Source organism: Dyella japonica A8 (assembly GCF_000725385.1).
In the GTDB taxonomy this organism is placed as follows: domain Bacteria; phylum Pseudomonadota; class Gammaproteobacteria; order Xanthomonadales; family Rhodanobacteraceae; genus Dyella; species Dyella japonica_C.
The window spans coordinates 410583-432314 of record NZ_CP008884.1 but is presented as its reverse complement, the minus strand read 5'-3'; the positions used below and the strand labels follow the sequence as shown (position 1 = coordinate 432314).

The window sequence follows — 21732 nt, the reverse complement described above, 5'->3', positions numbered from 1 at the left end:
ACAGCGGGAGTCGCATGATGACGACGATGTTCAAGGTGGGCGACCACGTCACGTGGAATTCCGAAGCCGGTTGGGTGAGCGGCACCATCATCAAGATCCACACCCGCGATTTCGACTATAAGGGCTATACCCATCACGCGACCGCGGACGATCCGCAGTACGAGATCAAGAGCGACAAGACCGACCACATCGCGGCCCACAAGGGTCGCGCGCTTCGACTGTCGACGTGACGGAAGCGATCTACACCATCGGGCATTCCGATCGCAGCTTCGATGAGTTCGCTGCGTTGCTGCGCGAGGCCGGCATCCAACATCTCGTCGACGTGCGGGCCTTTCCCATGTCCCGCACCAACCCGCAGTTCAACCAGGACGTGCTCCCCGATGAGCTCGCCGCCGTCGGAATCTCGTACGAACACCTTGCGGCACTGGGCGGGCGGCGTCGCAAGTCCAAGACCGTGCCGGTCGGGGTGAATGCGTTCTGGACGCACCAGAGCTTCCACAACTACGCGGACTACGCGCTGTCGGCGGAATTCCATTCAGGGCTGGACCATCTGATCGCGCAGGGCCGCACACAGCGTTGCGCGGTGATGTGTTCGGAGGCGGTCTGGTGGCGCTGTCATCGCCGCATCATCACGGACTATCTGCTCGCACGCGGCGAAACGGTGATCCATATCCTTGGGCGCGGCCATCTGGAACGCGCACGCCTGACGGAAGGCGCGCGGATCCAGCCGGACGGCACCATCGTCTATCCGGCCGCGGAAAGCGCGGACCCGTGAGGACACCTGCCCGCCGCGCCAGGCGTCGTCATCGCCAGGCGCCGGTGGCGGCGCGGTGGGAAACGAATGCCTCGTATGCCTTGTCCAGTGCGGGGCGCGAGTCGCGGGGAAGATAGCTTCCCGTCCGCGCAGATGCCGCCACGGCGTGGCTGGCAAGGAAGCTGCCTACCTTTTCCACCACGGCGGGGTCGCGCAGCACGCGCCGGTGCCCGAGCCCGCGCGTGACCACCAACTGCGCGAATGGCCAGGAAGCCGCCAGCGCACGGGCATGCGCCACGGGCACTTCCTTGTCTTCCTCATCGTGGATCACCAGCAGGCGGTGCGGCTTGTGCGCATCGTCCAGCGTGGTGATATCCAGGGACGACCACGACTGCCCCAGCCAGCGCTCGACGCCCATGCTGAACTCGGCCACGACGCGATCGTTCGCGCCGATGGCGTGGGCAAAGTCGGCAATCGACGCGGCCGGTTGGACAAACGGCGCAACGAACACCAGGCTCGCCGGTGGCGCCCATCCCGCACGCAAGGCCAGCGACACGGCGGTGCATCCGCCGGAGTGGGCGACGATACCCGCCACCGCCGTTTCTCCAGCGGCAATGACCTGCAGCGCCTCGGCGAACTCGAAGAACGTGACGCGGCGTCCGCCGTGCTTGCTCGGCGCGGATGCGCCATGCGCCGGTGCATCGAAGGCGACCACGCGGAAACCCGCCTCGCGCAGCGGCAACACGAAGGCCTGCAACTGGCCTGCGTGGCCGCCCCAGCCATGCAGCAGGATCACGGTGGGACCTTCCTCACCCCACGCCCATGCCACGACCTTCCGCCCGTGCACGTCGAAGGAAAGCCGGTCGCCACCATCCAGTACGGCCTGGTCCGCCGCGCGTGGCGTCGTCCTGGGCGCCGAGAACCACAGGCGATCCATGACGCGTGCCGCGCGGGATGGACTGAGCGCGCCGAGGATGCGCACGGCCGTTCGCAACAGGCGCTGGCCCGGCAGGATCCACGCCGGTGTCGCGGAACGTTTTGCGGGTACGAGAGATGGATGCTGCGACGTCATGGTGATCACGCTGCCCGTGGGGAAGTGCAGGGAGGTTGGTGGCGTGAAGGACGTTAGCAGTCGTGCCACACCCGGACAGCGGGCGGCGCGGCCAGATTGATGGGCGGGTTCGCCATCAACGCGCGACGCGTCAGAACACCGTGACGTCGGCGGTCTGGAAGCGCTTGCGGAAGGCGGCGGGCGTGAGATGCGTGCGACGCGTGAACAACCGGGAGAACGTCGCCACGTCGAGATAGCCCACTTCGGCGGCCACCTGCGCCACGCTGAGCGTGGTGGTTTCAAGCAGCAGTTTGGCGCGTTCCACGCGAAGATCGTGCAGCATGTCCAGTGGAGAGCGGCCGGTTTCGGCGCGGAACCGGCGCAGTAGCGTGCGGCTGGAAAGATTGAACGCGTCGGCCAGCGTGTCCAGCCGGTAGCGCTCCGCCAGGCGCTTCTCGAACCACGTGCTCACGGCGCGGGCGAACGATTCCCGGCGCTTGTGGCTGAAGCGATGATCGAGATAGGTCGCCTGGCTGCGCGGGCTGTGGTCGATCAGGCTGAACCTGCCGACCGCGCGGGCCAGGCTGGTGCCGACGCAATCGCGGATCAGTTGCAGCGCAAGATCGCCGTACGCCGTGAACGCGCCGCAGGTGACGATCTCGCCATCGCGCACGAGCACGGCATCGGGCACCACTTCCACTCTGGGGTAGCGTCGCGCCATCTCGCCGGCGAGCGCCCATGCCGTGGTGGCCTGCCGCCCGTCCAGAATGCCCGCTTCGGCCAGCAACAGGCTGCCGCCGCAGATGGAGGCGACCTTGCGTTGCTCCGCCGCATGACGGATCAAAGTCTTCTCTTCTTCCAGACTGTCCAGCGCTGCGCCGATGTCCTCGGCATTGTTGAAATCGAAAGCGGGCACCACGAGCAGGTCGAACGGCGCCGGCGCGGCGACGGTCAATTGCGCGCCACCGGCCAGGCGTATCTGGCCGGCCCGCGTGCCGATGATGGCCACGGAGAACGGCGCGGGCGCGTCCGGCGTGCGCAACGCGCTGATGCGATTGGCCACGAGCAGCACGTCCGACAGTCCAAGAACCTCGGCGCCCATGCACCCGTCGTAGGCAAGAATGGCGACCCGCACGGCGATTCCCTTTGATCATTCCCTGCGCCAAGCGTGGCGATTTTGCCCTGCACGTCAAGCATGTCCTTGCCGGCGGCAAGGGCGTCGACACCGCCGTGACGGGCAAGAAATACCCATGTAATCAAGTGGCTATGCGTGGTCAGGCGCGGTGATGCAGACCGGCCCTTGGCGGCGAAGGCAAAAAGATTGGCGGGATCGCCCATGGCCCCCGCCAACGTGCGGCGGGATCGCCCTCACATCTGTCGCTATGGGCGCGTGACGGGGCCATGCCGCCAACCTAGGCTGGCACCGATCGATTTCCCCGCCGATCCGGCGTGCGGCCGCTGTCCCGGGACCGTGCGCTGCCCATCCCCCTTCGCAGACGTTCCCGTCCCCCTGGAGCAGCCATGCCCGAGCGCCAAGTCGTCAGCAGTTTCGTTTCACTGGTGGAAAGCGGCCGTTTCATCGAAGCGCTGCAGCGCTACTACCATCCCGCCGCGGTGGTCTGGGAGAACCGGCAGCAGTCGCGCATCGGCCTCGATGCGTTGATCGAGAACGAGCATCTGGTGCTGAACCGGTTCACCACCGTCACGGCGCGCGCGCTTCACGTGCTGGTGGATGGCGAGCACGTCAGCATCAACTGGCGGTTCGAGTTCTCCAACGAGGCTGCCCACGTGACCCTGGACGAAGTCGCCGTACAGCAGTGGGTGGACGGAAAGATCGTGCATGAGCGCTTCTATTACGACCCTGCCCAGTTGCGACCCGATGCGGCACCCACGCAGGCCCATGACGCGGTGGGCGAGGCGGTATCCCCATGAGCATGGCCTTTTTCATCACGGCGCTGCTGGTGGTGGCATCGCCGGGCACCGGCGCGCTCTACACCATTTCCGCCAGTCTCTCGCAAGGCGTGCGCGCAGGCCTCGTCGCGGCGGCGGGCTGCACGCTGGGCATCCTGCCGCACATGCTGGCCGCCGTGCTGGGCCTTGCCACGGTATTCCGCACCAGTGCGCTGGCCTTCGAGGTGCTCAAGATCGTCGGCGCCGCCTATCTGCTCTACATGGCGTGGCAGGCACTGCGTGATGCGCGCTTGCTGGAGGTGGGAGACGGGAACGAGAAGAAGGGGGCGGTGAAGATCATCGCTTCCGCCGTGATGGTGAACCTGCTCAACCCCAAGCTGCCGGTGTTCTTCCTGGCCTTTCTCCCGCAGTTCGTGGCCGCGGATGATCCCTCGCCCATCACCACCATGCTCGCGCTCAGCGCGGTCTTCATGGCGATGACCTGGGTGGTGTTCGCGATCTACGGCGTGTTCGCGGCCATGATGCGCAAGCATGTGCTCACGCGACCGGCCGTACTGACGTGGATGCGCCGGAGCTTTGCCGCAGGCTTCGCGGTGCTCGGCCTGCGGCTGCTCGTCAGCCAGCGCTAGCGGCGGCAGTCGCGTCCGCAGGCCCTAGCGATGCTGCATCGAACGGCTCGTCATCCACGCCAGCGGCAGGCCGACCAGCACGGTGTGGCTGAACACCTGCTCGGCCAGCGAAATAGCGGTGAAGTGGGGAAAGAGCGCAGGCCAGCGCAGCGGCAGCACGATGAGGTTCATCACCGCCCAGAGCACAAGGCCATAGATCAGGCCCGAGGTGACAGGCCGCGTGGTGAGCCAGGGCATCTTCCGGGCTGCCGCGACGAACACCGCCACCATCACCAGCATGATGGCGAAATGCAGCAGCACGCCGACCAGCAGCGCCGGGGCGCCGGCCTTCACCGCGCCCGGCCAGATCGCAGAGGCGATGCCCACGGGTACGGCGAGTGGATTCTTTCCCGCCATGACCGCATAGGTCAGTGCCGACAGGATGTCGAGCGTGCCGGCGATCAGCGTTGCGCGAATCAGCAGGCTTGTCGGTTTTTCAACGGTGCTTTGCATGGCGTTGCTCTCGTGGCGTGGAAGGCCCGCGCAGTAACCAGCGCGAGGCGAGTCATGAGGTTAGGGCGGCATGCGCCAGCGGCACACCGGTTTTCGACCAGCGGACCGCTTTCATGGGTCAGGCGGTACGGCGGGTGCAGGGCATGAGCCGCATGGCGCCCGGCCACGCTTCGTCCGGACGTCCGCATGCCTGGCTCATCCAGTGGGCAGGATGGCTCGCCTATGGGTTCATCAGCACCTTGGGGGCCTTGCCTTACCGGCGCGCGTATCCCGTGGTGATCTATTTCGCGGGCACCACGTTCGCTGCGTTCCTGGCGAGTTTCGTCATGCGCGCGCTGTGCCGCCGGATGATGGCAAGCCGGTGGCCGTGGCCCAAAGCCATGGGCATGATCCTCGGCAGTGCGTATCCGCTGGGCATGCTGTGCTCGTTGTCGGGCGCCACGCTGGAAGTGCTGATGAGCCACGCAGGTCCAGCCGCCGCCAGCTGGCGGGCCGTGGCGGTGGCCGGCCTGGCCAATGCCTTCAGCCCCGCGGTCATGCTGGTGGCGTGGAGTGCGCTGTACGGATCCGCTCAGCATTGGCAGGAGGCGAGGCTGCGCGAGCGCCAATGGCTGCTTGCCGAGTCGCTGGCACGCGAGGCCGAGCTGAAGGCGCTGCGCTACCAGATCACGCCGCACTTCCTGTTCAACACGCTCAACGGCATCTCCACGTTGGTGGGCGAGGGCGATGCGCCATCGGCCCGGCGCATGATCGCCCTGCTGGCCAGCTTCCTGCGCTCCACGCTGGAGCCGGCACGCCAGGGCGACGTGACTATCGCGCAGGAGCTTGCCCAGGTGCAGCAATACATCGAGATCGAACAGATCCGCCTGGGGCGGCGGCTGGTGGCGGCCATGCATTGCGAGCCGCCGGCTCGGGAGGTTCTGGTGCCGCATCTGTTGCTACAGCCCTTGGTGGAGAACGCCATTCGCCATGGCATCGCGCCGAGCCTGCGGGGAGGCAGCCTCTCCGTGGCCGTGAGGTGCCGCAACGACACGGTGGAGATCGCGATCCACAACAGCGTCCATCGCCCGCGTGGGCGTCCGCTGCCGGGCGGCGGACTGGGGTTGGCCAACACCAGTGCGCGCCTGGCCGCCCGTTATCGCGACGCCTGCCGTTTCTCCGCCCATGGTGACGGGCAGCACGGCTGGCGGGTGCTGATCGAGATCCCTCGCCAGACTGCCATGGAGAACGCCGCATGATGCGCATCCTGATCGTCGACGACGAACCCTTGGCGCGACGTGGCGTTCGCGTCTGCCTGCGCCGCGCGCTCGACGTGGATGTCATCGGCGAAGCCGAATCCGGCGAGGCCGCCTTGCGGATGATCGAGGCGCATCGGCCCGACGTGGTTTTCCTCGACGTGCAGATGCCCGACATGGACGGCTTCGAGCTGCTGTCCAGGGTGGATGGCGATGCGTGTCCCTTCGTCGTTTTCCTCACGGCCCACGTCGGCTACGCGCTGAAGGCGTTCGGCGTCCACGCCGTGGACTATGTGGTGAAGCCCATCGACGACGGTCGCTTCGACGATGCCCTGCACACCGTCCGCCAGCGCGTCATGGATCGGCGGGCGCACGGGCCAGTGGCGCGCGGTGGGCAGCTGTTCCGGCAATCGGGGTGGGAAACGCGCCTTGCGGTACGCAGCGGGGGACGAACGACCTGGGTGGCCGTGGATGACATCGACTGGATCGAAGCCAGCGGCGATTACGTCACGCTGCACGTCGGCCACCGGCTGCACATGATCCACGAGAGCATGGATGGCATCGAACAACGCCTGGATCCGGTGCGCTTCGCCCGCATCCATCGGTCCACCATCATTCCGCTGGGTCGCGTGCAGGGCCTCAGCCTGCTGCCCACACGGGATGCGCTGGTGACCCTGCGCAACGGGACGGAGCTGCGGGTCAGTCGGCGTTTCCGTCATCGCATCAGCGTGGAGGGCCTGCGACGGGGCTAGTGCCTGTCAACGCCATGCGCGCGGCTGCGCCGTCCTTAGTTCCGGGACAGAACGGCCTGCACCGCCGTGTTGGCCAGCGGCTCCATCACGGCATAGCCCTTCCTGGTGGGGTGCACGCCATCGTCCGCCGTGCCCGGCTTCATCGCGCCGTCCGCCGTCGCGAGGGCGCCGTAGTAGTCCACGTAGGTGAAGCCGTGCTGCGCCGCGTAGTTCCTGATCCACGCGTTGAGCGCGCGGATGGTGTCGACGGGCTGCACCTGGGGGCGCCAGTTGAAGCGCGCCGCGGGAGGAACCGAGGCGAGCATGACGCGGATGCCGTGGGCCTGCGCGAGCTCGGCCATGGAAGCGATATTGCCCTCGATCTGTTCCGCCGTCACGGCCCGCCCTGGCGCAGGCGTTGCAGTTCATCCTTGAGCCACGCCGCCGAGGTCTGTTGCCTGCCGTCGCAGACAACCAGGTAGGGTTCGCCGCTGAGGCTGCTTTGCGTGCCCGCGCGGTCGATGAAATCCTCCGCCGTGTCCACCTTGTCCATGCGCAGCAGCACGTGCAGCTTGTCCTCGAGATGGCCTTGCGCCTGGCTGGCGCCATACGACTTGCCATTGCGGATGAAGCTGCAGTGGCTCTGTCCGACGAAGGCCAGCAGCGCGGCGATTTCGTGCTGCGCCCTGGCGTCGGGTTCCGCCATGGCGGGCAGGGCGATGCCGGCCTGCATGGCGAGCAGCGCGCATGTCACGACGAAGCATCGAATGGGTGGCATCGCGGCACCTGCGAATGGGCGACGGGACCGGTGGATCCCGCAGGCACCTGGATTATGCCTGCCGTGCCGGTGGAACGGGCGTGGACGCCATGTTGCGCCGCGTGCGTGGGAATACCGCGTGCCACCCAGCGCCACCTGTCTGCCAGATGACTGCCGGCAGTCAGGCGGCATAAGGCCGGGGCGTGCTACACCGACCACGGTCATGGCGGCCTGGGGAGCCATGCGCCGTGATGTGCGGCTCTGCTCGGGGTGCCTCATGCGGACAGATCGATGGATCGTCGCCAGGGTCTTTGTTCTCCTTTGCCTGTGGCTTCAGGCGTGCACTACCTTGCCGGCCAACGGCGGCAAGGAGGAGACGCATCATCTGCCGCCGGCCAGGGACACGCCGACGGCGCAGTACGCGCATGCCGAGGTGGCGAAGCATCAGGGCCAGTCCGGTTTCCGCCTGCTCACGCTGAGCACCAACGCACTGCTCAGCCGCGTGGTGATGGCCGACCACGCCAAGCATTCGATCGACCTGCAGTACTACATCTTCGCCAACGACATGACCGGTCACCTGCTGATGCAGCACCTGTTGGCCGCGGCCGATCGCGGCGTGCGGGTGCGCATGCTGATCGATGACAACAACTTCGACGACAAGGATCACCTGTTCGAGGCGCTCAATGCGCATCCGAACATCGACGTGCGCCTGTTCAACCCGCTGCAGACGAGGAACCCCTCCACGCTGTCGCGTGCCACGCAGTTCATGCTGGAGTGGCGGCGACTGAACCGGCGCATGCACAACAAGTCGTTCATCGTGGACAACACGGTGGCGGTCATCGGTGGACGCAACATCGGCGACCCATACTTCGACGCCGGCAGCGACACGCACTTCCGCGATCTGGACGTGGTGGCCATCGGCCCGGTGGTGCCGCAGGCGTCGGAGGCGTTCGATGCCTACTGGAACTGCGCGGCGGCCTATCCGCTCAACCAGCTCGCCAAGGACAAGGCATCCGGGCAACGCCTCGCAGCGGCCCGGCAGCTGCTGCAGCACGACGTGCGCAGCTTCGCGCAATCGGACTACGCGCAAACGGCCCTGGACCAGTTGCCGGACGGACCCACGGCGGATCGGCAAGGCGCCTGGTTCTGGGGCGATGCCGAGCTGGTGGCGGACCAGCCGGAGAAGATCGAGGCCGACGGCGACGTGCCCGCGCTGCGCATCGGCCCGCGCCTGAAGACGATGCTCGATGGCGCGCAACATTCGGTGATCGCCACTACGCCGTACTTCATCCCGGGTGAGCAGGGCACTCGGCACCTGGTATCGCGCGTGCAGAGCGGCATCTCGATCCAGATATTGACCAACTCGCTGGCATCCACCGACGAACCGGCGGCACACGCAGGCTATGTGCACTACCGCAAGGCGATGGTGGAAGGTGGCGTGCAGCTTTACGAGCTGAAGCCGTCGTCCGGCCAGGACCAGCCGTCCACCGCGATGGGCAAGTCGTCCGGTATCAGCCTGCATGCCAAGAGCATCGTGGTGGATGGGCGACAGGTGTTCATCGGCTCGCTGAACATGGACCAGCGTTCCAAGCTGCTCAACACCGAGATGGGGGTGATCGTGGATTCACCGGGGCTGGCGAAGGCGATCACGGACTTCTTCCATACCGCGACGCAGCCGTCCAACGCCTATCAGGTCACGCTGGATCCGGCTTCGCACCAGTTGGTGTGGCATGCAGAGGACAAGAACGGGCCTGTCACCTACCAGAGCGAACCGGAGGCGACCGCCAAGCGGCGCACGGAGGTGACCTTCCTGCGCCTGCTGCCCATCGATAGCCTGCTTTAGGCAGGAAGGCACGCAGGCTGCACGGGCCTGCGTGCCACACCATCACACGTTGGCCTTGGACTGCGCCTCGCGCAGCTTCTGGGCGCATTCCTCGCAACACACTTCCACCACGCGATGACCCACGGTGACCTTGATGGCGTTGTCATCCAGGGGGTAGTCGCACGCGGCGCAGGTTTTCTCACTCATGTCGTTCTCCTGATGTCACCCGATGTCGGGTGGATGCAGGAAACCACGCACGTGCCCGGGTGCGCTGTCGAATTCTTTAGTTGTTTCACGAGCGGCCGACACGGTGGGGCGGGCGGTGTTCCGCCGTCAAACTCAGAAACCTCCCATGTTGGCGGTCGAAGACGATTTTTAAGCTGCATGGCGATTTCCATCGCTTCGTGCAGGCATTCCCATGTCCAACATGCAGTCCAACGAAAACGACAGGCCTGTCGCCCCGACGGGCCATGCGCCCGTGCTGAAGGCATGGGCACGCGCGGGCGGTCTGTTGTTTGCGCTGGTCACCGTGTTCCTGATGGCGTACTCGGCCGAGTGGAAGTTCGGCATGATGTTGTTCGATCCACTGGTGTGGATGGTGCTGCTGGTGGCGTTGGCCGCCGGGCTGGTATGCGGATACGCGGTGGGCGTGCGCGTGCACGAGCGGCCCACCAGGTGAGGCGCCGGCTGGATCAGGCCGGGCGGCGCGAGGACTGCCGGAATTCGGTGGGCGATCGCCCGTAGGCCTGGCGGAACGCGTTGGCGAAGTGGCTGTGGCTGGAGAAGCCCAGCTCCGCGGCCAGGGCGGAGAGATCGTCGGTCTTGCCCAGCCGGTCCAGCGCGCGCGCCAGCCGCAGTTGCAATTGGTAGCGATACAGCGGCATGCCCTCCACCTGCTTGAACACCTGCGTGAGATAGACCGGCGAGCTGCCGATTTCCTCGCCGATCTCCGCCAGCGTCCAGCGACGCGAGAGATCGCTGGACAGCAGCATCTTCACCCGGTCGGCCAGTCGACGCCGCGCGTGCGTCGATGCGGGTGCACGCGAGGTGCGCGGCCCCAGGCTGCGGCATACCAGCGTGAGTGCAAGCGCTTCGGCTTCCAGCGGCTCGATGCTGCCGTTCTCCAGGCTGTGGCGCAGCAGGGCGACCAGCGCCTGCGCGCGCGCATCGATGCGCAGCGACTGGGAGCGGAAGGTGAGCCCCTCCTCGGAGTGGATCAGTTCGCGCGGGGTCAGCTCGACCAGCAAGGCTGGCGACAGATTCATCGACAGGCAGGCGTCGCCGCCATCCAGCGGATGGCTGACCTGATAGCCCTGCTGGCGGTTGAAGAACAGCACATGGTTGGCGTCGGCCACGGTCTGGTCCGACGACACATGACGCAGATACAGCCCGCGATAGGGAAACACCAGCTGGGTCGACGCCGCGCACTCCTCCGCGCTGCGGTGGCGGCAGGTGCCGCTGCAATGCACGTCGCGCAGGGTCAGCGTTTCCGTCGACAGCAGAACCTGGCTGGTGATGGTCGACATGGGGGCGCCGCTGCGGCTCTCCGGGGCAATGGCCGGAGCATAGCAAGGGCGGGGGTGACCGGCTTGTGTCGCCGGGCGGATAGCTAAAGATTCTGACAGCGGCCCCTGGGGCGGTGGTGGTCTCCTAGGCAGGCCCGGAGTGCGGGCTTTCCCCCAAGGTCATCGCCATGAATCACGTACAGACAGCCCGCGCGCAAGCCTTCCATCAGCTGCATGCCGGAACCGAACCGCTGGTGCTGCCCAATGCGTGGGATGCCGCCAGCGCCCGCATCATCGAAAAGAGCGGCGCAAAAGCCGTCGCCACCAGCAGCGCCGCCATGGCCTGGGCGCTGGGCCGCCCCGATGGCGAGCAGCTGCCGCTGGACGACCTGCTCACCGCCAGCCGTCGCATCATCGAAGCGGTCGACGTGCCGGTGAGCATCGATATCGAGCGCGGCTACGGCGACGATGCGGAAGACACCGGCGGTCTGGCCGGGGCGCTGATCGAGCTTGGCGCGGTAGGCATCAATATCGAGGATGGCAAGGATCCGGCCACCGGCCAGCTCGCGCATCCGCGTATCCTCGCCGAACGCATTGCTTGCATTCGCGCGGTGGCTGAGCATCGTGGCGTGTCGCTGTTCATCAATGCGCGCACCGACACCTATCTCACCGCGGGGCTGTCCGGCGAAGCGCGCTTCAAGGAAACACTGGAGCGTGCGCTGGCCTATGTCGAGGCGGGGGCGGACGGCATCTTCATTCCAGGCCTGGCCGATGCTGCTGAGATCGAACGCCTGGCGGCAGCGCTGCCGGTGCCGCTGAACATCTACGTGGGCTATCCCGGCGCACCGGACGTGGCGACGCTGCGTAGCCTCGGCGTGCGGCGCATCAGCCTTGGCTGCGGCACCATGCAGGCCGTGCTGGCGCATCTGGCGCGCATCACGGAAGAAGCGTTGGTGCAGGGGCGGTTCGACCTGATGGGCAGCAACATGCTGAGCGTGGGCGAAGCCAATGGCTTGTTTGCGTCAGCGCCGGTGCCGCCGATGCAGCGCAGGGCGTGAACTCAAGGATGGCCCGACGCGTTGCGCGCCTTGATGAAATCCACAAAGGCGCGCAGCGGTGTCGGCAAGTTCTGCCGGCCCGGGTGGTGCAGGAAGGGACCGCTGAAGCCCTGTCACCACGGTTCCAGAATCGCCTCGAGCGCGCCGCTGTCCAGATGCGGGCGCAGCATCGCTCGCCCAACATCCTGCTGATTCCCTGCACCTCGTCGGTCGCGCATTTGCGGGAGAACATGAAGGCGGCGGCATTTGCGTTGCCGCAAAATGTGCTGGCGAGGCTGGATGCGCTCGTGGGGCAAGCAGTGTCGGCGTAAACCCGGCTCCGGTTCGAACAAGCGTCGCCATGGCAAAGCGCCCGTTCCTGCGAACGGGCGCTTTGCTGTTATGGTTCGGAACATTATCCATGCGATGCCAGGCGCCTGTGCCGCGACATCCGGCGAGGCACATCCGACGTGGTCCGCGCATGGCAGATGGCGAAGCCTGACGAAGGAGAACTGATGGCGAGCGAAGGGCAGGGCGATGCACCCATCACGCGTGCCTCGATGGTTATCGCCGCGCTCTCCACCGTGGTGGAGTGGTACGACTTCACGCTCTACCTCTACGTGGCCACGGTGCTGTCGCGTGTCTTCTTCGGCGGCGGCGATCATTCGCTGCTCGCCACGCTCGCGGGCTTTGCCATTTCCTATGCCATGCGCCCGCTGGGCGCGCTGGTGTTCGGTGTGATCGGTGACCGGCTGGGGCGTCGTCGCACGCTGTTGTCGTCCATGGCGATGATGACGGTGGCGATGCTGGCAACGGCGCTGCTGCCTGATTACCGCCACATGGGCGTGATGGCGGGCTATCTCTTGCTGCTGCTGCGCTGCCTGATGGCGTTCTCCGTGGGCGGCGAGTACACCGGCGTGGTGGCTTACCTGCTGGAAGGTGCGCAGAAGCGCCATCGTGGCCTGGTGACGTCGCTGGCGTCGGCGGCCAGCGAGATCGGCGCGCTGCTGGCGGTGGCCGTGGCCGCGCTGACCGTTGGACTGTTGAGCCGCCAGGATCTGGACGCCTGGGGCTGGCGCGTGCCGTTCTTCGTCGGTGCCGCCCTGGCCGGCAGCGTCTGGATAGCGCGCTCGGCCATGCAGGAGTCGCCGGATTTCGAGCGGCAGCAGCGGCGCGGCACCGTGCCGGAGACTCCCGTGCGTGACACGCTGGCCCATCACCGCGCGGCGATCGCGCGGACGTTCGCGATCTCGGCGCTGGGGTCCATCACCTACTACGTGGGCATTACCTACGTGCCGGCCTTCCTCAGTTCCACCGGCACGCTGGGCGAAGGCGAATCGCTTGGCCTGTCGACGGTGGCGGCGGTGGCGGTGATCCTGGTGACGCCGTGGGCGGGCTCGCTGTCCGACCGCATCGGGCGCAAGCCAGTGCTGGGGGTGCTGGCGGTGCTGAGCGCGGCGCTGCCGCTGGCGATGTTCGCCCTGATGGCGCACGGTTCGCGGCCGCAGATCGTGATGGCGGCGGTGGTGCTCGCATGCGTCGCTGGCGGTGTCAGCGCCGTCGGCGCACCGGCGACGGCGGAGCAATTTCCCGGCGAAGGCAGGCTGAGCGGGCTGGCCCTCGGCGTGACCGTGGCCACGGCGATCTTCGGCGGCATCACGCCATTCCTCGCCGAATGGCTGGTGTCGCGAACCGGTTGGGCCGCGGCGCCGGGCGCGATGATCGCGGCCATCGCGCTGGCCGTGCTGCCCGTACTGCTCACCATGCCGGAAACCCGCCCGGAAGACTGACCGTTGGTCGATCCCGTTCCGCCCAAGGCAACGATGATGCATATCAGGAAAGCGACCATCGACGACGCACCCGCGAGCTTCGCCGTGCGTCGCGCGGCGATCCTCGCACAATGCGGCGACCACTATCCGATGGAAGATCTGGTGACCTGGACATCCGGCGCCATGTCCACGGCCTTCGCGCAACGCGTCGCCGGCCATTTCCACGTGGCCGTGGTGGAGAACGAGGTGGTGGGCACCGGCATGCTCGACCTGACGACGGCCAAGATCGACGCGATCTTCGTGCTGCCCGGCTACATGGGGCAGGGTGTCGGCCGTGCCCTGATGGATCATCTGGAGGCCATCGCGCGCGATGCCGGCTTGGCGCAGATCGAGCTGGAGGCGACCCTGAATGCTGCGCCGTTCTACCGAAAGCTCGGTTTCGAGGGCGATGGCAGGAGCGTGTACCACTCCTCCCTGGGCGTGAGCCTGGCTTGCGTGCCCATGAGCAAGCGGCTGGGCTGCTGAGCCTCAGGCCGCGCGGACAGCGATGCCTTCGTCGTCCAGCTGCCGGAGCGCAATGCCGAGGCCGATGCGATAGCTGCAACCGATATCGCCGTTGATGATGACGGTGGCGACCGGGGCATGGTGCTGGCCCGGCTGGATACCCAGCTCGGTACTGGCGTCCTCGTGTACCTCGACATAAGGCGTGTCGACCTCGTCCAGCGCATCGCCCAGACCTGCCTCCGGATGCGCCATGGCCTGCAGGCCCAGCTCACCCGGATCCAGCAGCATGAACTCCGATGCGCGGCGCTTCGCCGAGCGCACGCAGGCGACGAAGTCGCGCAGTTCGTGGCAGCGGAACCATTCCAGCGTCCGGCCGGCGGCAAGGGCCAGCGGCTGCAGGTTGCGCTGGAGCTCGCCGCTGGCGAGGCCATGGGCGTGGGGGCCCTGGATGATCACGATGCTCACGGCAGTTACCGTCGTCGCCCCTTGGGGCGGATGCGGACATGCTGAGGTCGCTTGGTGTAAAGGCGCTATCCGGCAAGCGGGCAAGCTGCGTAAATTTTCCGCAACGGAAACCTCGGCCTGCGACGCGCATGGTCGGCACTCCTTATCGGCCACGCGTCGGGCGTTAGCGCATAAAATGCGCGGATTCGCTCCTGGAGATGTCCCTCGTGTCGCATTACACCGGCCCCCTGCTCACGCGCCTCGTCGGCGAGGCCTTGCTCGCCGCGCGTGCCGCCGGCAATGCCGAATGGAAGGGCTCGATGGATCTGGGCCGCTCCACCGGCAGCGCATCGCTGCAGGCGGAGGACTGGCAGTGGAACGGCCAGCGCTATCCCTACCCGGGCAAGCTGAAGGACCGCACGATTTATTACTGGGACGGCGAGGACTTCTCCTCCGTGTCGTGCTTCTCCCACTCGCTGATCAAGCTGGTACCCACCGAATGGGGCGCGCCCACGTTCGAGATCGACGGCATCAAGATGTTGCCCACCTCGAAGGAGTCGCCGTTCGAGGACGCGCGTCGCAAGGTGGCGCTGGTCGAACCGCGTGGCAAGGTGGTGCTCGACACCTGCGGTGGCCTGGGCTATTTCGCGGCGTGCTGCCTGGAGGCCGGCGTGGCGCGCATCCAGTCGTTCGAGAAGAACCCGGACGTGCTGTGGCTGCGCACCATCAATCCGTGGTCGCCGGATCCGGATGCCGCTTCCAGCGGTGGACGCCTTGCGTTGAACCACGCCGACGTATCGCAAGCCATTGCGCAGGTCGGTGACGCGTCGGTGGATGCGTTGCTGCACGATCCGCCGCGCTTCGGTATCGCCGGCGAGCTGTACTCGCAGGCGTTCTACGACCAGCTTGCGCGCGTGCTTCGCCGTGGCGGGCGCCTGTTCCATTACACCGGCAGCCCCAACAAGCTCACCAGCGACCGCGACGTGCCGCGTGAAGTGGCCAAGCGGCTGGAGAAGGCAGGCTTCCAGGCCCAGCTGGCGCTGGATGGCGTGCTGGCGACGAGACGCTGAAGCGCGCAAGATGATCGCCCGCGCCATGCGTGGCTCCACGGAGGTTTCCATGTCCAGCAGAACTGCAAGCTGTTATTGCGGCCAGTTGCGAATCGACGTGCAAGGCGAGCCGCTCGGCGTGGGCGTATGCCACTGCCTGGCCTGCCAGCAGCGCACGGGTAGCGTGTTCGCCGCGCTGGCGGCCTTCGCCGAACCGTACATGGTCACCGGCAAGGCGACGGAATTCGTGCGCACCGGCGATCATGGCGCGCAGTTCCGTTTCCGCTTCTGTCCCACCTGCGGCAGCACGGTGTTCCATACGGAGGAAGGCGTGACCGGGCGCGTGTCCGTGGCCGTGGGCGCGTTTGCCGACCCGACCTTTCCGCCGCCGGAAGACTCGGTCTACGAGCATCGCCGGCACGCCTGGGTGACGTTGCCCACCGACATCGTGCGTCATGACGGCGATCCGTCGTGACGCGCGTGCCGCCCGCCATCATTTCTTGATCGCGCCGAATCGCCTGTGCCGGGTGCGGTGGCCTCTTTGGTGCCAGCTCTCGACGGTCAGGCCATCCGTTACGCGGTAGATAGCGATGCAGTCGCTCGCCTGTCCCTTGAGATCACATGCACCGTGCCCATGGGGCACCACTCACGCCATTCAAGTGCCTGGCAGCCCCATGATGGATGGCTAAACGAGGGCTGAAATCGCCGGCTTGAATCGAAAAGCAGCAGCCACATTTCCCTGCCACCGGTCGCTTCGGGGCCGGTGCGCCGCTGCATGTCGCGCGGCGTCTACCTGTTGCTCATCGGAGAATATGGTTATGCGTACTGTTCTGGATTTCTCGCCGCTGCATCGTTCCAGCATCGGCTACGACCGCGTGTTCGACCTGCTCGAGGCGGCTGCCCGCACACAGTCGAACGACAACTGGCCCCCGTTCGACTCGGTGAAGCTGAGCGAGGACAAGTACCGCATCACCATGGCGGTGGCCGGTTTCAGCCGCGAGGACATCAACATCACCGTGCAGGGCAACATGCTCACCGTGACCGGCGAGCGCAAGGGCGAACAGGAAGGCGAAGTGCTGCACCGTGGCATCGCCAACCGTCCGTTCAACCGCCGCTTCGAGCTGGCCGACCACATGCTGGTGACCGGCGCGCAGATGGAGAACGGCCTGCTGGTGATCGACCTCAAGCGCGAGATTCCCGAGGCGTACAAGCTGCGCCGCGTCGAGATCGGCCAAACGGCCGCGCCGGCGACGCAGATCCACAGCCAGGCTGCCTGATCGCAGGCAGGGGACTTCCGCCGATGGCACGAAGGGGTGACGCTCGCGTCACCCCTTTTTTTGCAGGTCGACCCAGCGGCGTGGCCCGCGGCGAACGGCGTCCATGGGCCGGCATAGGTATTTTTTCTGTTCCCCTTGGGAAGTGGTGGGCGTCAAATGAACCGCTGATGTGATTTCATTGGCCCTGGTACGTTCCTCGCGAGGTGGAAACCATGTCGACGACGACAGATGAGCAGGCTCCCCGTGTAACGCGCAAGCGCCCCGCGAAGGCGGGCAAGGACGTTGCCCACGCACATGCCCCGCAGCAGGAGGGGCCACTGTCGCAGGCGACACTGCTCAAGAGTCCCAGGGAACGCGAGGCCATGGCCAAGGCGATCCGCGAGAAGGTGCCGCGCAAGTCGCTGGGTGGCTGGAAGGCACCGAAGAACCGCGTCGATCCCGTGGAGGTGCTTATCCAGTCCTCGCAGGGACGCGTTCCTTCGCTGGTGCCGATACGCAACGCGCGCATGATGGCCTCGCCGTTTGCCTTCTACCGCGGCGCGGCGGCGGTCATGGCGGGCGACCTCGCCACCACGGCGAGCACGGGCGTCCACCTGCAGATCTGCGGTGACTGCCATCTGGTCAACTTCGGCGGCTTCGCCACGCCCGAGCGCAAGCTCGTGTTCGACATCAACGATTTCGACGAGACGGCCATCGGCCCGTGGGAGTGGGACGTCAAGCGCCTGTGCGCCAGCCTGGTGGTGGCTGCGCAGGCCAATGGCTTCAACGCCGATGACGCCAGGGACATCGCCTGGGCCGCCGCGACCGCCTACCGGGAGCGTCTTGCCGGCTATGCCGAGATGCCGCTGCTCGAGGCGTGGTACGACCACATCGACCTGCAGGACGTCATCGACCGCATGCAGGACGAGGAGATGCGGAAGCTTGCCACCAAGAGCGTGCGCAAGGCGGTCGAGTACACCGCGCATACCAAGGAATTCATCAAGCTCACCGTGGCGGGCGGCTCGCCGCCGCGCATCCAGGACGAGCCGCCGCTGATCTATCACGACAACGACGTGCACAATCACGTGTCGGAGGAGGAGCGCCAGCAGGCCTACGACTATTACCGCGAGACGCTGCTGCCGGAGCGCCGCGTCCTGCTCGACCGCTTCGCGCCCGTGGATTCGGCGGTGAAAGTGGTGGGCGTGGGCAGTGTGGGCACCTATTGCGGCATCATTCTGCTGGTGTCGGGCAACGGCGACCCGCTGTTCCTGCAGTTCAAGGAAGCACGGCAGTCGGTGATCGAGCCGTTCGTGGGGCTCAGCCCCTATAAACACCACGGGCAACGCGTCGTGGCGGGCCAGCGGCTGATGCAGTCGGCCAGCGACATGTTCCTTGGCTGGACGCAAGGGCCAAGGCGGCAGTTCTACGTGCGCCAGCTGCGTGACGCGAAAATCTCGCCGCAGGTCGAAGTGATGCGCGTGCCCAACCTGCGCCGTTACGGCCGCCTGTGCGCGCACGCGCTGGCCCGCGCGCATGCGCGATCGGGCGACGCCGTGCTGCTGTCGGCCTACCTGGGCAAGAGCGATGCGTTCGCCGATGCCATCACCTCGTTCTCAGTGGCCTACGCCGTGCAGAACGAACGCGATCACGAGGCGCTGGTGAAGGCGGTGCGCGCCGGCCGTCTGGAGGCGGCGACGCTCAGCTAGGGCTTGGCCAGTCGCGCCGCCAGCGCCACGCTGCGCGGTGCGGCAAGGCCGCCGTAGCGTTGGTCGATCGCCTCCAGCCGTTTCCTTGCTTCGTCGGCGTGGCCGGCATCCAGTGCCGCGGTCGCCTTGGCCAGGTCGTCGTCCAGGCTGGCGCTGATGCCTGAGCGGCAGGCCGTGAGTTTCGCCGCGTCCGGCGCGTGCGATGCTTCCAGCGAGGTCAGCGCGTAGTCCAGCGCTGCAGGCTCGGCCAGCGCGTGGCCCTTCCATGGCATCTCCCGTGTGACGATGTCATCGACGCACCAGTCGCGCAGTGACTGCCGGCTCACGCGGTCCGACGCCAGGTTGCTCGCATCCATCTGCCCGGTCAGGAAGACCACGTGCGTGCCCGCCTGGAACTGTTCCAGCAAGGAGGCCGGCGGCAGCGGTATGGTCTTGCCGAGGGGGTCGCTGCCGGCATTCAGCAGCGCGCCGTGGAACAGGTCCGGATAACCCAGCGCCAGTCGCTGCGCCACGCGGGAACCACCGGAAAGACCCCCGACGTACACGCGCTGCGGATTCACGCGATAGCCCGCCATGACATTGATGGCGGCGAGCAGCGACACCGGATCGCGCCGGTCCAGCAGGCTGGTGTCGTTGCCGATGTTGGCGGCGGTGACGAGGATCATGCCGTGGCGGTCCAGCACCGGTGTCCAGCTGGGCGGCACCCTCGCTTCGTCCCAGGGCGGCACGAAGACCAGCAGTGCGTAGCCATCCGGCGGTGCCTGCGCAGGCACGTACATGGCGAAGCGCTCGCGTGCCAGGTCCACCGGCTGGTCGGCGATGGCCATGCCATTGGCCGCCGCCTGCTGCTGCAGGCGCCACGCATTGAGCGGCGTAACCAGCCGGCGTGCCAGTTCCGCGCTGCTCGAGTAGTCGCCATAGCGCGAGAACACGACGTCGTTGAGCGTGCCCGTGGGTGCCTCGCCGGCCGATGCGGTGGCGATCATCCATGCGAGGCAGGCCAGCGGAAGCACGCGACGGTTCATGGCGGCAGGCTAGCGCAGTCCGCCACGGCGCTGTCACAGCAAGTTCTTGCGGGCACGGTAGGATCGATGGTTCGTCCGTGCGACATCTATCGACCAAGGGGTAGCCGATGTTCCGTCCCTCGCCGCTGGCGCGCCGCGCCACGTTGCTTGCTTCCTTCTCGCTGCTCGGCGCCTGCGCGGGCCAGGCCGTCACGCCTCCCGCAGCCACGGCCGCCATCGACGTGCCGGCCATCCCGCGTCCCGATGGTGAGACCCCGCCGTGGTGGTTCCGCCAGGGCGCGGCATCCGCGGCACAGCTGTCGGCGCAATCGAACAGTGGCACCCAGCGCGCGAAGAACGTCATTGTCTTCCTCGGCGATGGCATGAGCCTGCCGACCATTGCGGCGGCCCATGTGCGCGCGGGGCAGCTGAAGGGCGTGGATGGCGAAAGCTACCGCATGAGCTTCGAGCGCTTTCCCTTCAGCGCCCTGAGCCGCACCTATGAAACGGACCAGCAGACGCCCGATTCGGCCGGCACCATGACGGCGATCATGAGCGGCGTGAAGACGCGCGCCGGCTTCATCGGCGTGTCGCAGGTGCCACGCCGCCAGGATTGCACCGCCTCGCATGGACAGGAACTGGTGAGCACGCTGGAACTCGCTTCAGCCGCCGGCATGAGCACGGGAGCCATCACCACCACGCGCATCACCCACGCCACGCCAGCGGCGACATACGGCCATCTGCCGGAGCGCAACTGGGAAGTCGACGCCGATCTCACCGCCGATGCCAAGGCACAGGGTTGCAAGGATTTCGCCGCACAGCTCATCGACTTCCCCGGCAACGGCCTCACCGTGGCGATGGGCGGTGGGCGCACGGAGTTCATGCTCGCCGGCGAGGACGATCCGGTGGAGCAGGGCAAGGTCGGCCAGCGCCTGGATGGGCGCGACCTTATCGGTGAATGGAAGCGCCGACATCCCGATGGCGCCTATGTGTGGAGCGGCCAGCAGCTGAAATCGCTGGACCTTGCGCGCACGAAGCAGGTGCTGGGCCTGTTCAACGCCTCGCACCTCAGCTACGAGCACGAGCGCGTCAACGACAAGCTCGACGAGCCCAGCCTGGCGCAGATGACCGCCAGCGCCATCGATGTGCTCAAGCAGAACCCCAACGGTTTCTTCCTGATGGTGGAAGGCGGTCGCATCGACCATGCGCTACACGCCGGCAATGCCTATCGCGCGCTGGACGAAACCATCGCCATGGCCGACGCCGTAGAGGCCGCGCTGCAGCACACCGATCCGCGCGACACCCTGATCGTGGTGACGGCCGACCACAGCCACACCATGACCTTCGCCGGTTACCCCAGGCGCGGCAACGACATCCTCGGCCTGGTGCAGGGCCACAACGACAGCTACGACGAGGAAGGCGGCGCAGGCCTCGCGCGCGATGCCGCCGGCAAGCCGTACACCACGCTGGGTTTTGCCAACGGCCCGGGCTACACCGGTGCCAGCGATACACAGCCGGAAGGCAGCAAGACCTTCCCGCACAGCGCGCATGAGTACTCGTATGCCACCAAGGGTCGCCCCGACCTTGCCAGGGTGAAGACCAGCGACCCCGACTACATGCAGGAATCCATCCTGCCGATGAAGGCCGAGACGCATGGTGGCGAGGACGTGGCGATCTTCGCCAACGGTCCCGGCGCGGCAGCGTTCCATGGCGAGCTGGAGCAGAACGTGATCTTCCATGTGATCGTTCAGCACACGCCGCGTCTGCGCGACGAGCTGTGCAAGCTGGGCAGTTGCAACAAAGAGGGTGTGCCGGTGGATCGGCCGACGTATCAGGCGTGGTTGCAGCAGGTGGGATTGCCGGCGGTGCGGTGAAGGTGGCGAGGGCTCGAAAGGGCCAAAACATTTCGCAGGTGCGTGGCGCGCGGCGTGCGCGTCCGCGTCCGCGTCTCCGCGTGTGCCACCACTCCCGCTCCCCCTCACCGTCATCCCCGCGAAAGCGGGGATCCAGCGTCTTTCGTTCTAGCCGTGCGCCTAAAAAGGCACTGGATCCCCGCTTTCGCGGGGATGACGGTGA

26 protein-coding genes are annotated in these 21732 nt (G+C 66.7%); 17 read left to right on the top strand and 9 right to left on the bottom strand.

Annotation, left to right across the window (positions count from 1 at the left end):
• Positions 1–14: 14 nt before the first annotated feature.
• Together HY57_RS01825 and HY57_RS01820 are read left to right on the top strand one after the other, a co-directional pair.
• A complete protein-coding gene (locus HY57_RS01825; RefSeq protein ID WP_019465272.1) occupies positions 15–230 on the top strand; it encodes a DUF2945 domain-containing protein in 216 nt (71 codons plus the stop codon).
• Positions 227–775: a DUF488 family protein gene (locus HY57_RS01820; protein WP_019465273.1), complete on the top strand. Its 549-nt coding sequence runs from the start codon at positions 227–229 to the stop codon at positions 773–775. The genes HY57_RS01825 and HY57_RS01820 overlap by 4 nt, the downstream gene beginning before the upstream one ends.
• Before the next feature lie 28 nt (positions 776–803).
• On the opposite strand, the gene HY57_RS01815 is transcribed toward HY57_RS01820, so the two are convergent.
• Both HY57_RS01815 and HY57_RS01810 read right to left on the bottom strand, forming a co-directional pair.
• Entirely contained in the window at positions 804–1826 is a 1023-nt protein-coding gene (locus HY57_RS01815; protein ID WP_081500649.1) for an alpha/beta fold hydrolase, read from the bottom strand.
• A 130-nt stretch (positions 1827–1956) separates the two neighbouring features.
• The gene (locus HY57_RS01810) at positions 1957–2940 is read right to left on the bottom strand and encodes a GlxA family transcriptional regulator (protein ID WP_026033925.1); all 984 of its coding nucleotides are present in this window, start codon (positions 2938–2940) and stop codon (positions 1957–1959) included.
• A 386-nt stretch (positions 2941–3326) separates the two neighbouring features.
• Here HY57_RS01810 and HY57_RS01805 point away from each other — a divergent pair, with 386 nt between their 5' ends.
• Positions 3327–3737, top strand: a complete 411-nt coding sequence (locus HY57_RS01805) for a nuclear transport factor 2 family protein (protein ID WP_019465276.1) — start codon at positions 3327–3329, stop codon at positions 3735–3737.
• Positions 3734–4345 carry a LysE family translocator gene (locus HY57_RS01800; RefSeq protein WP_019465277.1) on the top strand — a complete coding sequence of 204 codons (612 nt, stop codon included), beginning with the start codon at positions 3734–3736 and terminating at the stop codon, positions 4343–4345. The genes HY57_RS01805 and HY57_RS01800 overlap by 4 nt, the downstream gene beginning before the upstream one ends.
• A gap of 24 nt (positions 4346–4369) precedes the next feature.
• Here the strand turns inward: HY57_RS01800 and HY57_RS01795 are convergent, their stop codons facing one another.
• Positions 4370–4837, bottom strand: coding sequence for a hypothetical protein (locus HY57_RS01795; protein WP_019465278.1), 468 nt, complete (start codon positions 4835–4837; stop codon positions 4370–4372).
• 113 nt (positions 4838–4950) lie between these two features.
• Between HY57_RS01795 and HY57_RS20710 the strand changes: the two genes are divergently transcribed.
• On the top strand, positions 4951–6075 hold the full coding sequence (locus tag HY57_RS20710) for a sensor histidine kinase (RefSeq protein ID WP_051821630.1): 1125 nt from the start codon (positions 4951–4953) through the stop codon (positions 6073–6075).
• Positions 6072–6824: a LytR/AlgR family response regulator transcription factor gene (locus tag HY57_RS01785; protein WP_019465280.1), complete on the top strand. Its 753-nt coding sequence runs from the start codon at positions 6072–6074 to the stop codon at positions 6822–6824. Before HY57_RS20710 ends, HY57_RS01785 begins: the two co-directional genes overlap by 4 nt.
• Positions 6825–6859: 35 nt before the next feature.
• On the opposite strand, the gene HY57_RS01780 is transcribed toward HY57_RS01785, so the two are convergent.
• Complete coding sequence (locus HY57_RS01780; protein WP_019465281.1) at positions 6860–7201, bottom strand: GDSL-type esterase/lipase family protein; 342 nt, start codon at positions 7199–7201, stop codon at positions 6860–6862.
• Positions 7198–7581, bottom strand: a complete 384-nt coding sequence (locus tag HY57_RS01775) for a DUF5329 domain-containing protein (protein WP_026033927.1) — start codon at positions 7579–7581, stop codon at positions 7198–7200. Before HY57_RS01775 ends, HY57_RS01780 begins: the two co-directional genes overlap by 4 nt.
• Before the next feature lie 256 nt (positions 7582–7837).
• Here HY57_RS01775 and HY57_RS01770 point away from each other — a divergent pair, with 256 nt between their 5' ends.
• Positions 7838–9403 (top strand): phospholipase D family protein, encoded by a 1566-nt coding sequence (locus tag HY57_RS01770; protein ID WP_038579219.1) that lies wholly within the window; start codon positions 7838–7840, stop codon positions 9401–9403.
• Positions 9404–9445: 42 nt separating this feature from the next.
• Here the strand turns inward: HY57_RS01770 and HY57_RS21885 are convergent, their stop codons facing one another.
• On the bottom strand, positions 9446–9589 hold the full coding sequence (locus HY57_RS21885) for a hypothetical protein (RefSeq protein WP_019465284.1): 144 nt from the start codon (positions 9587–9589) through the stop codon (positions 9446–9448).
• Between the two features lie 211 nt (positions 9590–9800).
• On the opposite strand from HY57_RS21885, the gene HY57_RS01765 reads away from it, so the two are divergent.
• Complete coding sequence (locus HY57_RS01765) at positions 9801–10061, top strand: hypothetical protein (protein ID WP_019465285.1); 261 nt, start codon at positions 9801–9803, stop codon at positions 10059–10061.
• Between the two features lie 13 nt (positions 10062–10074).
• Here the strand turns inward: HY57_RS01765 and HY57_RS01760 are convergent, their stop codons facing one another.
• The gene (locus HY57_RS01760; RefSeq protein ID WP_019465286.1) at positions 10075–10908 is read right to left on the bottom strand and encodes a helix-turn-helix transcriptional regulator; all 834 of its coding nucleotides are present in this window, start codon (positions 10906–10908) and stop codon (positions 10075–10077) included.
• Between the two features lie 167 nt (positions 10909–11075).
• Between HY57_RS01760 and HY57_RS01755 the strand changes: the two genes are divergently transcribed.
• From HY57_RS01755 to HY57_RS01740, 4 genes are all read left to right on the top strand, one after another.
• A complete protein-coding gene (locus HY57_RS01755; RefSeq protein ID WP_019465287.1) occupies positions 11076–11945 on the top strand; it encodes an isocitrate lyase/PEP mutase family protein in 870 nt (289 codons plus the stop codon).
• Between the two features lie 8 nt (positions 11946–11953).
• Positions 11954–12256, top strand: a complete 303-nt coding sequence (locus HY57_RS22240) for a hypothetical protein (RefSeq protein WP_019465288.1) — start codon at positions 11954–11956, stop codon at positions 12254–12256.
• 183 nt (positions 12257–12439) lie between these two features.
• Positions 12440–13714, top strand: coding sequence for an MFS transporter (locus HY57_RS01745; RefSeq protein ID WP_019465289.1), 1275 nt, complete (start codon positions 12440–12442; stop codon positions 13712–13714).
• A gap of 36 nt (positions 13715–13750) precedes the next feature.
• The gene (locus HY57_RS01740) at positions 13751–14218 is read left to right on the top strand and encodes a GNAT family N-acetyltransferase (protein ID WP_019465290.1); all 468 of its coding nucleotides are present in this window, start codon (positions 13751–13753) and stop codon (positions 14216–14218) included.
• 3 nt (positions 14219–14221) lie between these two features.
• Here the strand turns inward: HY57_RS01740 and HY57_RS01735 are convergent, their stop codons facing one another.
• Entirely contained in the window at positions 14222–14662 is a 441-nt protein-coding gene (locus HY57_RS01735) for a hypothetical protein (protein ID WP_019465291.1), read from the bottom strand.
• 206 nt (positions 14663–14868) lie between these two features.
• Here HY57_RS01735 and HY57_RS01730 point away from each other — a divergent pair, with 206 nt between their 5' ends.
• The 4 genes from HY57_RS01730 (at position 14869) to HY57_RS01710 (ending at position 18652) form a co-directional block, all read left to right on the top strand.
• The gene (locus HY57_RS01730) at positions 14869–15711 is read left to right on the top strand and encodes a class I SAM-dependent methyltransferase (RefSeq protein ID WP_026033930.1); all 843 of its coding nucleotides are present in this window, start codon (positions 14869–14871) and stop codon (positions 15709–15711) included.
• 49 nt (positions 15712–15760) lie between these two features.
• The gene (locus HY57_RS01725; protein WP_026033931.1) at positions 15761–16165 is read left to right on the top strand and encodes a GFA family protein; all 405 of its coding nucleotides are present in this window, start codon (positions 15761–15763) and stop codon (positions 16163–16165) included.
• 343 nt (positions 16166–16508) lie between these two features.
• The gene (locus tag HY57_RS01720) at positions 16509–16967 is read left to right on the top strand and encodes an Hsp20 family protein (protein ID WP_019465294.1); all 459 of its coding nucleotides are present in this window, start codon (positions 16509–16511) and stop codon (positions 16965–16967) included.
• 212 nt (positions 16968–17179) lie between these two features.
• On the top strand, positions 17180–18652 hold the full coding sequence (locus HY57_RS01710; RefSeq protein ID WP_192813451.1) for a DUF2252 domain-containing protein: 1473 nt from the start codon (positions 17180–17182) through the stop codon (positions 18650–18652).
• Here the strand turns inward: HY57_RS01710 and HY57_RS01705 are convergent.
• Positions 18649–19677 carry a PHB depolymerase family esterase gene (locus tag HY57_RS01705; protein ID WP_019465296.1) on the bottom strand — a complete coding sequence of 343 codons (1029 nt, stop codon included), beginning with the start codon at positions 19675–19677 and terminating at the stop codon, positions 18649–18651. The genes HY57_RS01710 and HY57_RS01705 overlap by 4 nt on opposite strands.
• Before the next feature lie 107 nt (positions 19678–19784).
• On the opposite strand from HY57_RS01705, the gene HY57_RS01700 reads away from it, so the two are divergent.
• Entirely contained in the window at positions 19785–21530 is a 1746-nt protein-coding gene (locus HY57_RS01700; RefSeq protein ID WP_019465297.1) for an alkaline phosphatase, read from the top strand.
• Positions 21531–21732 lie beyond the last annotated feature (202 nt).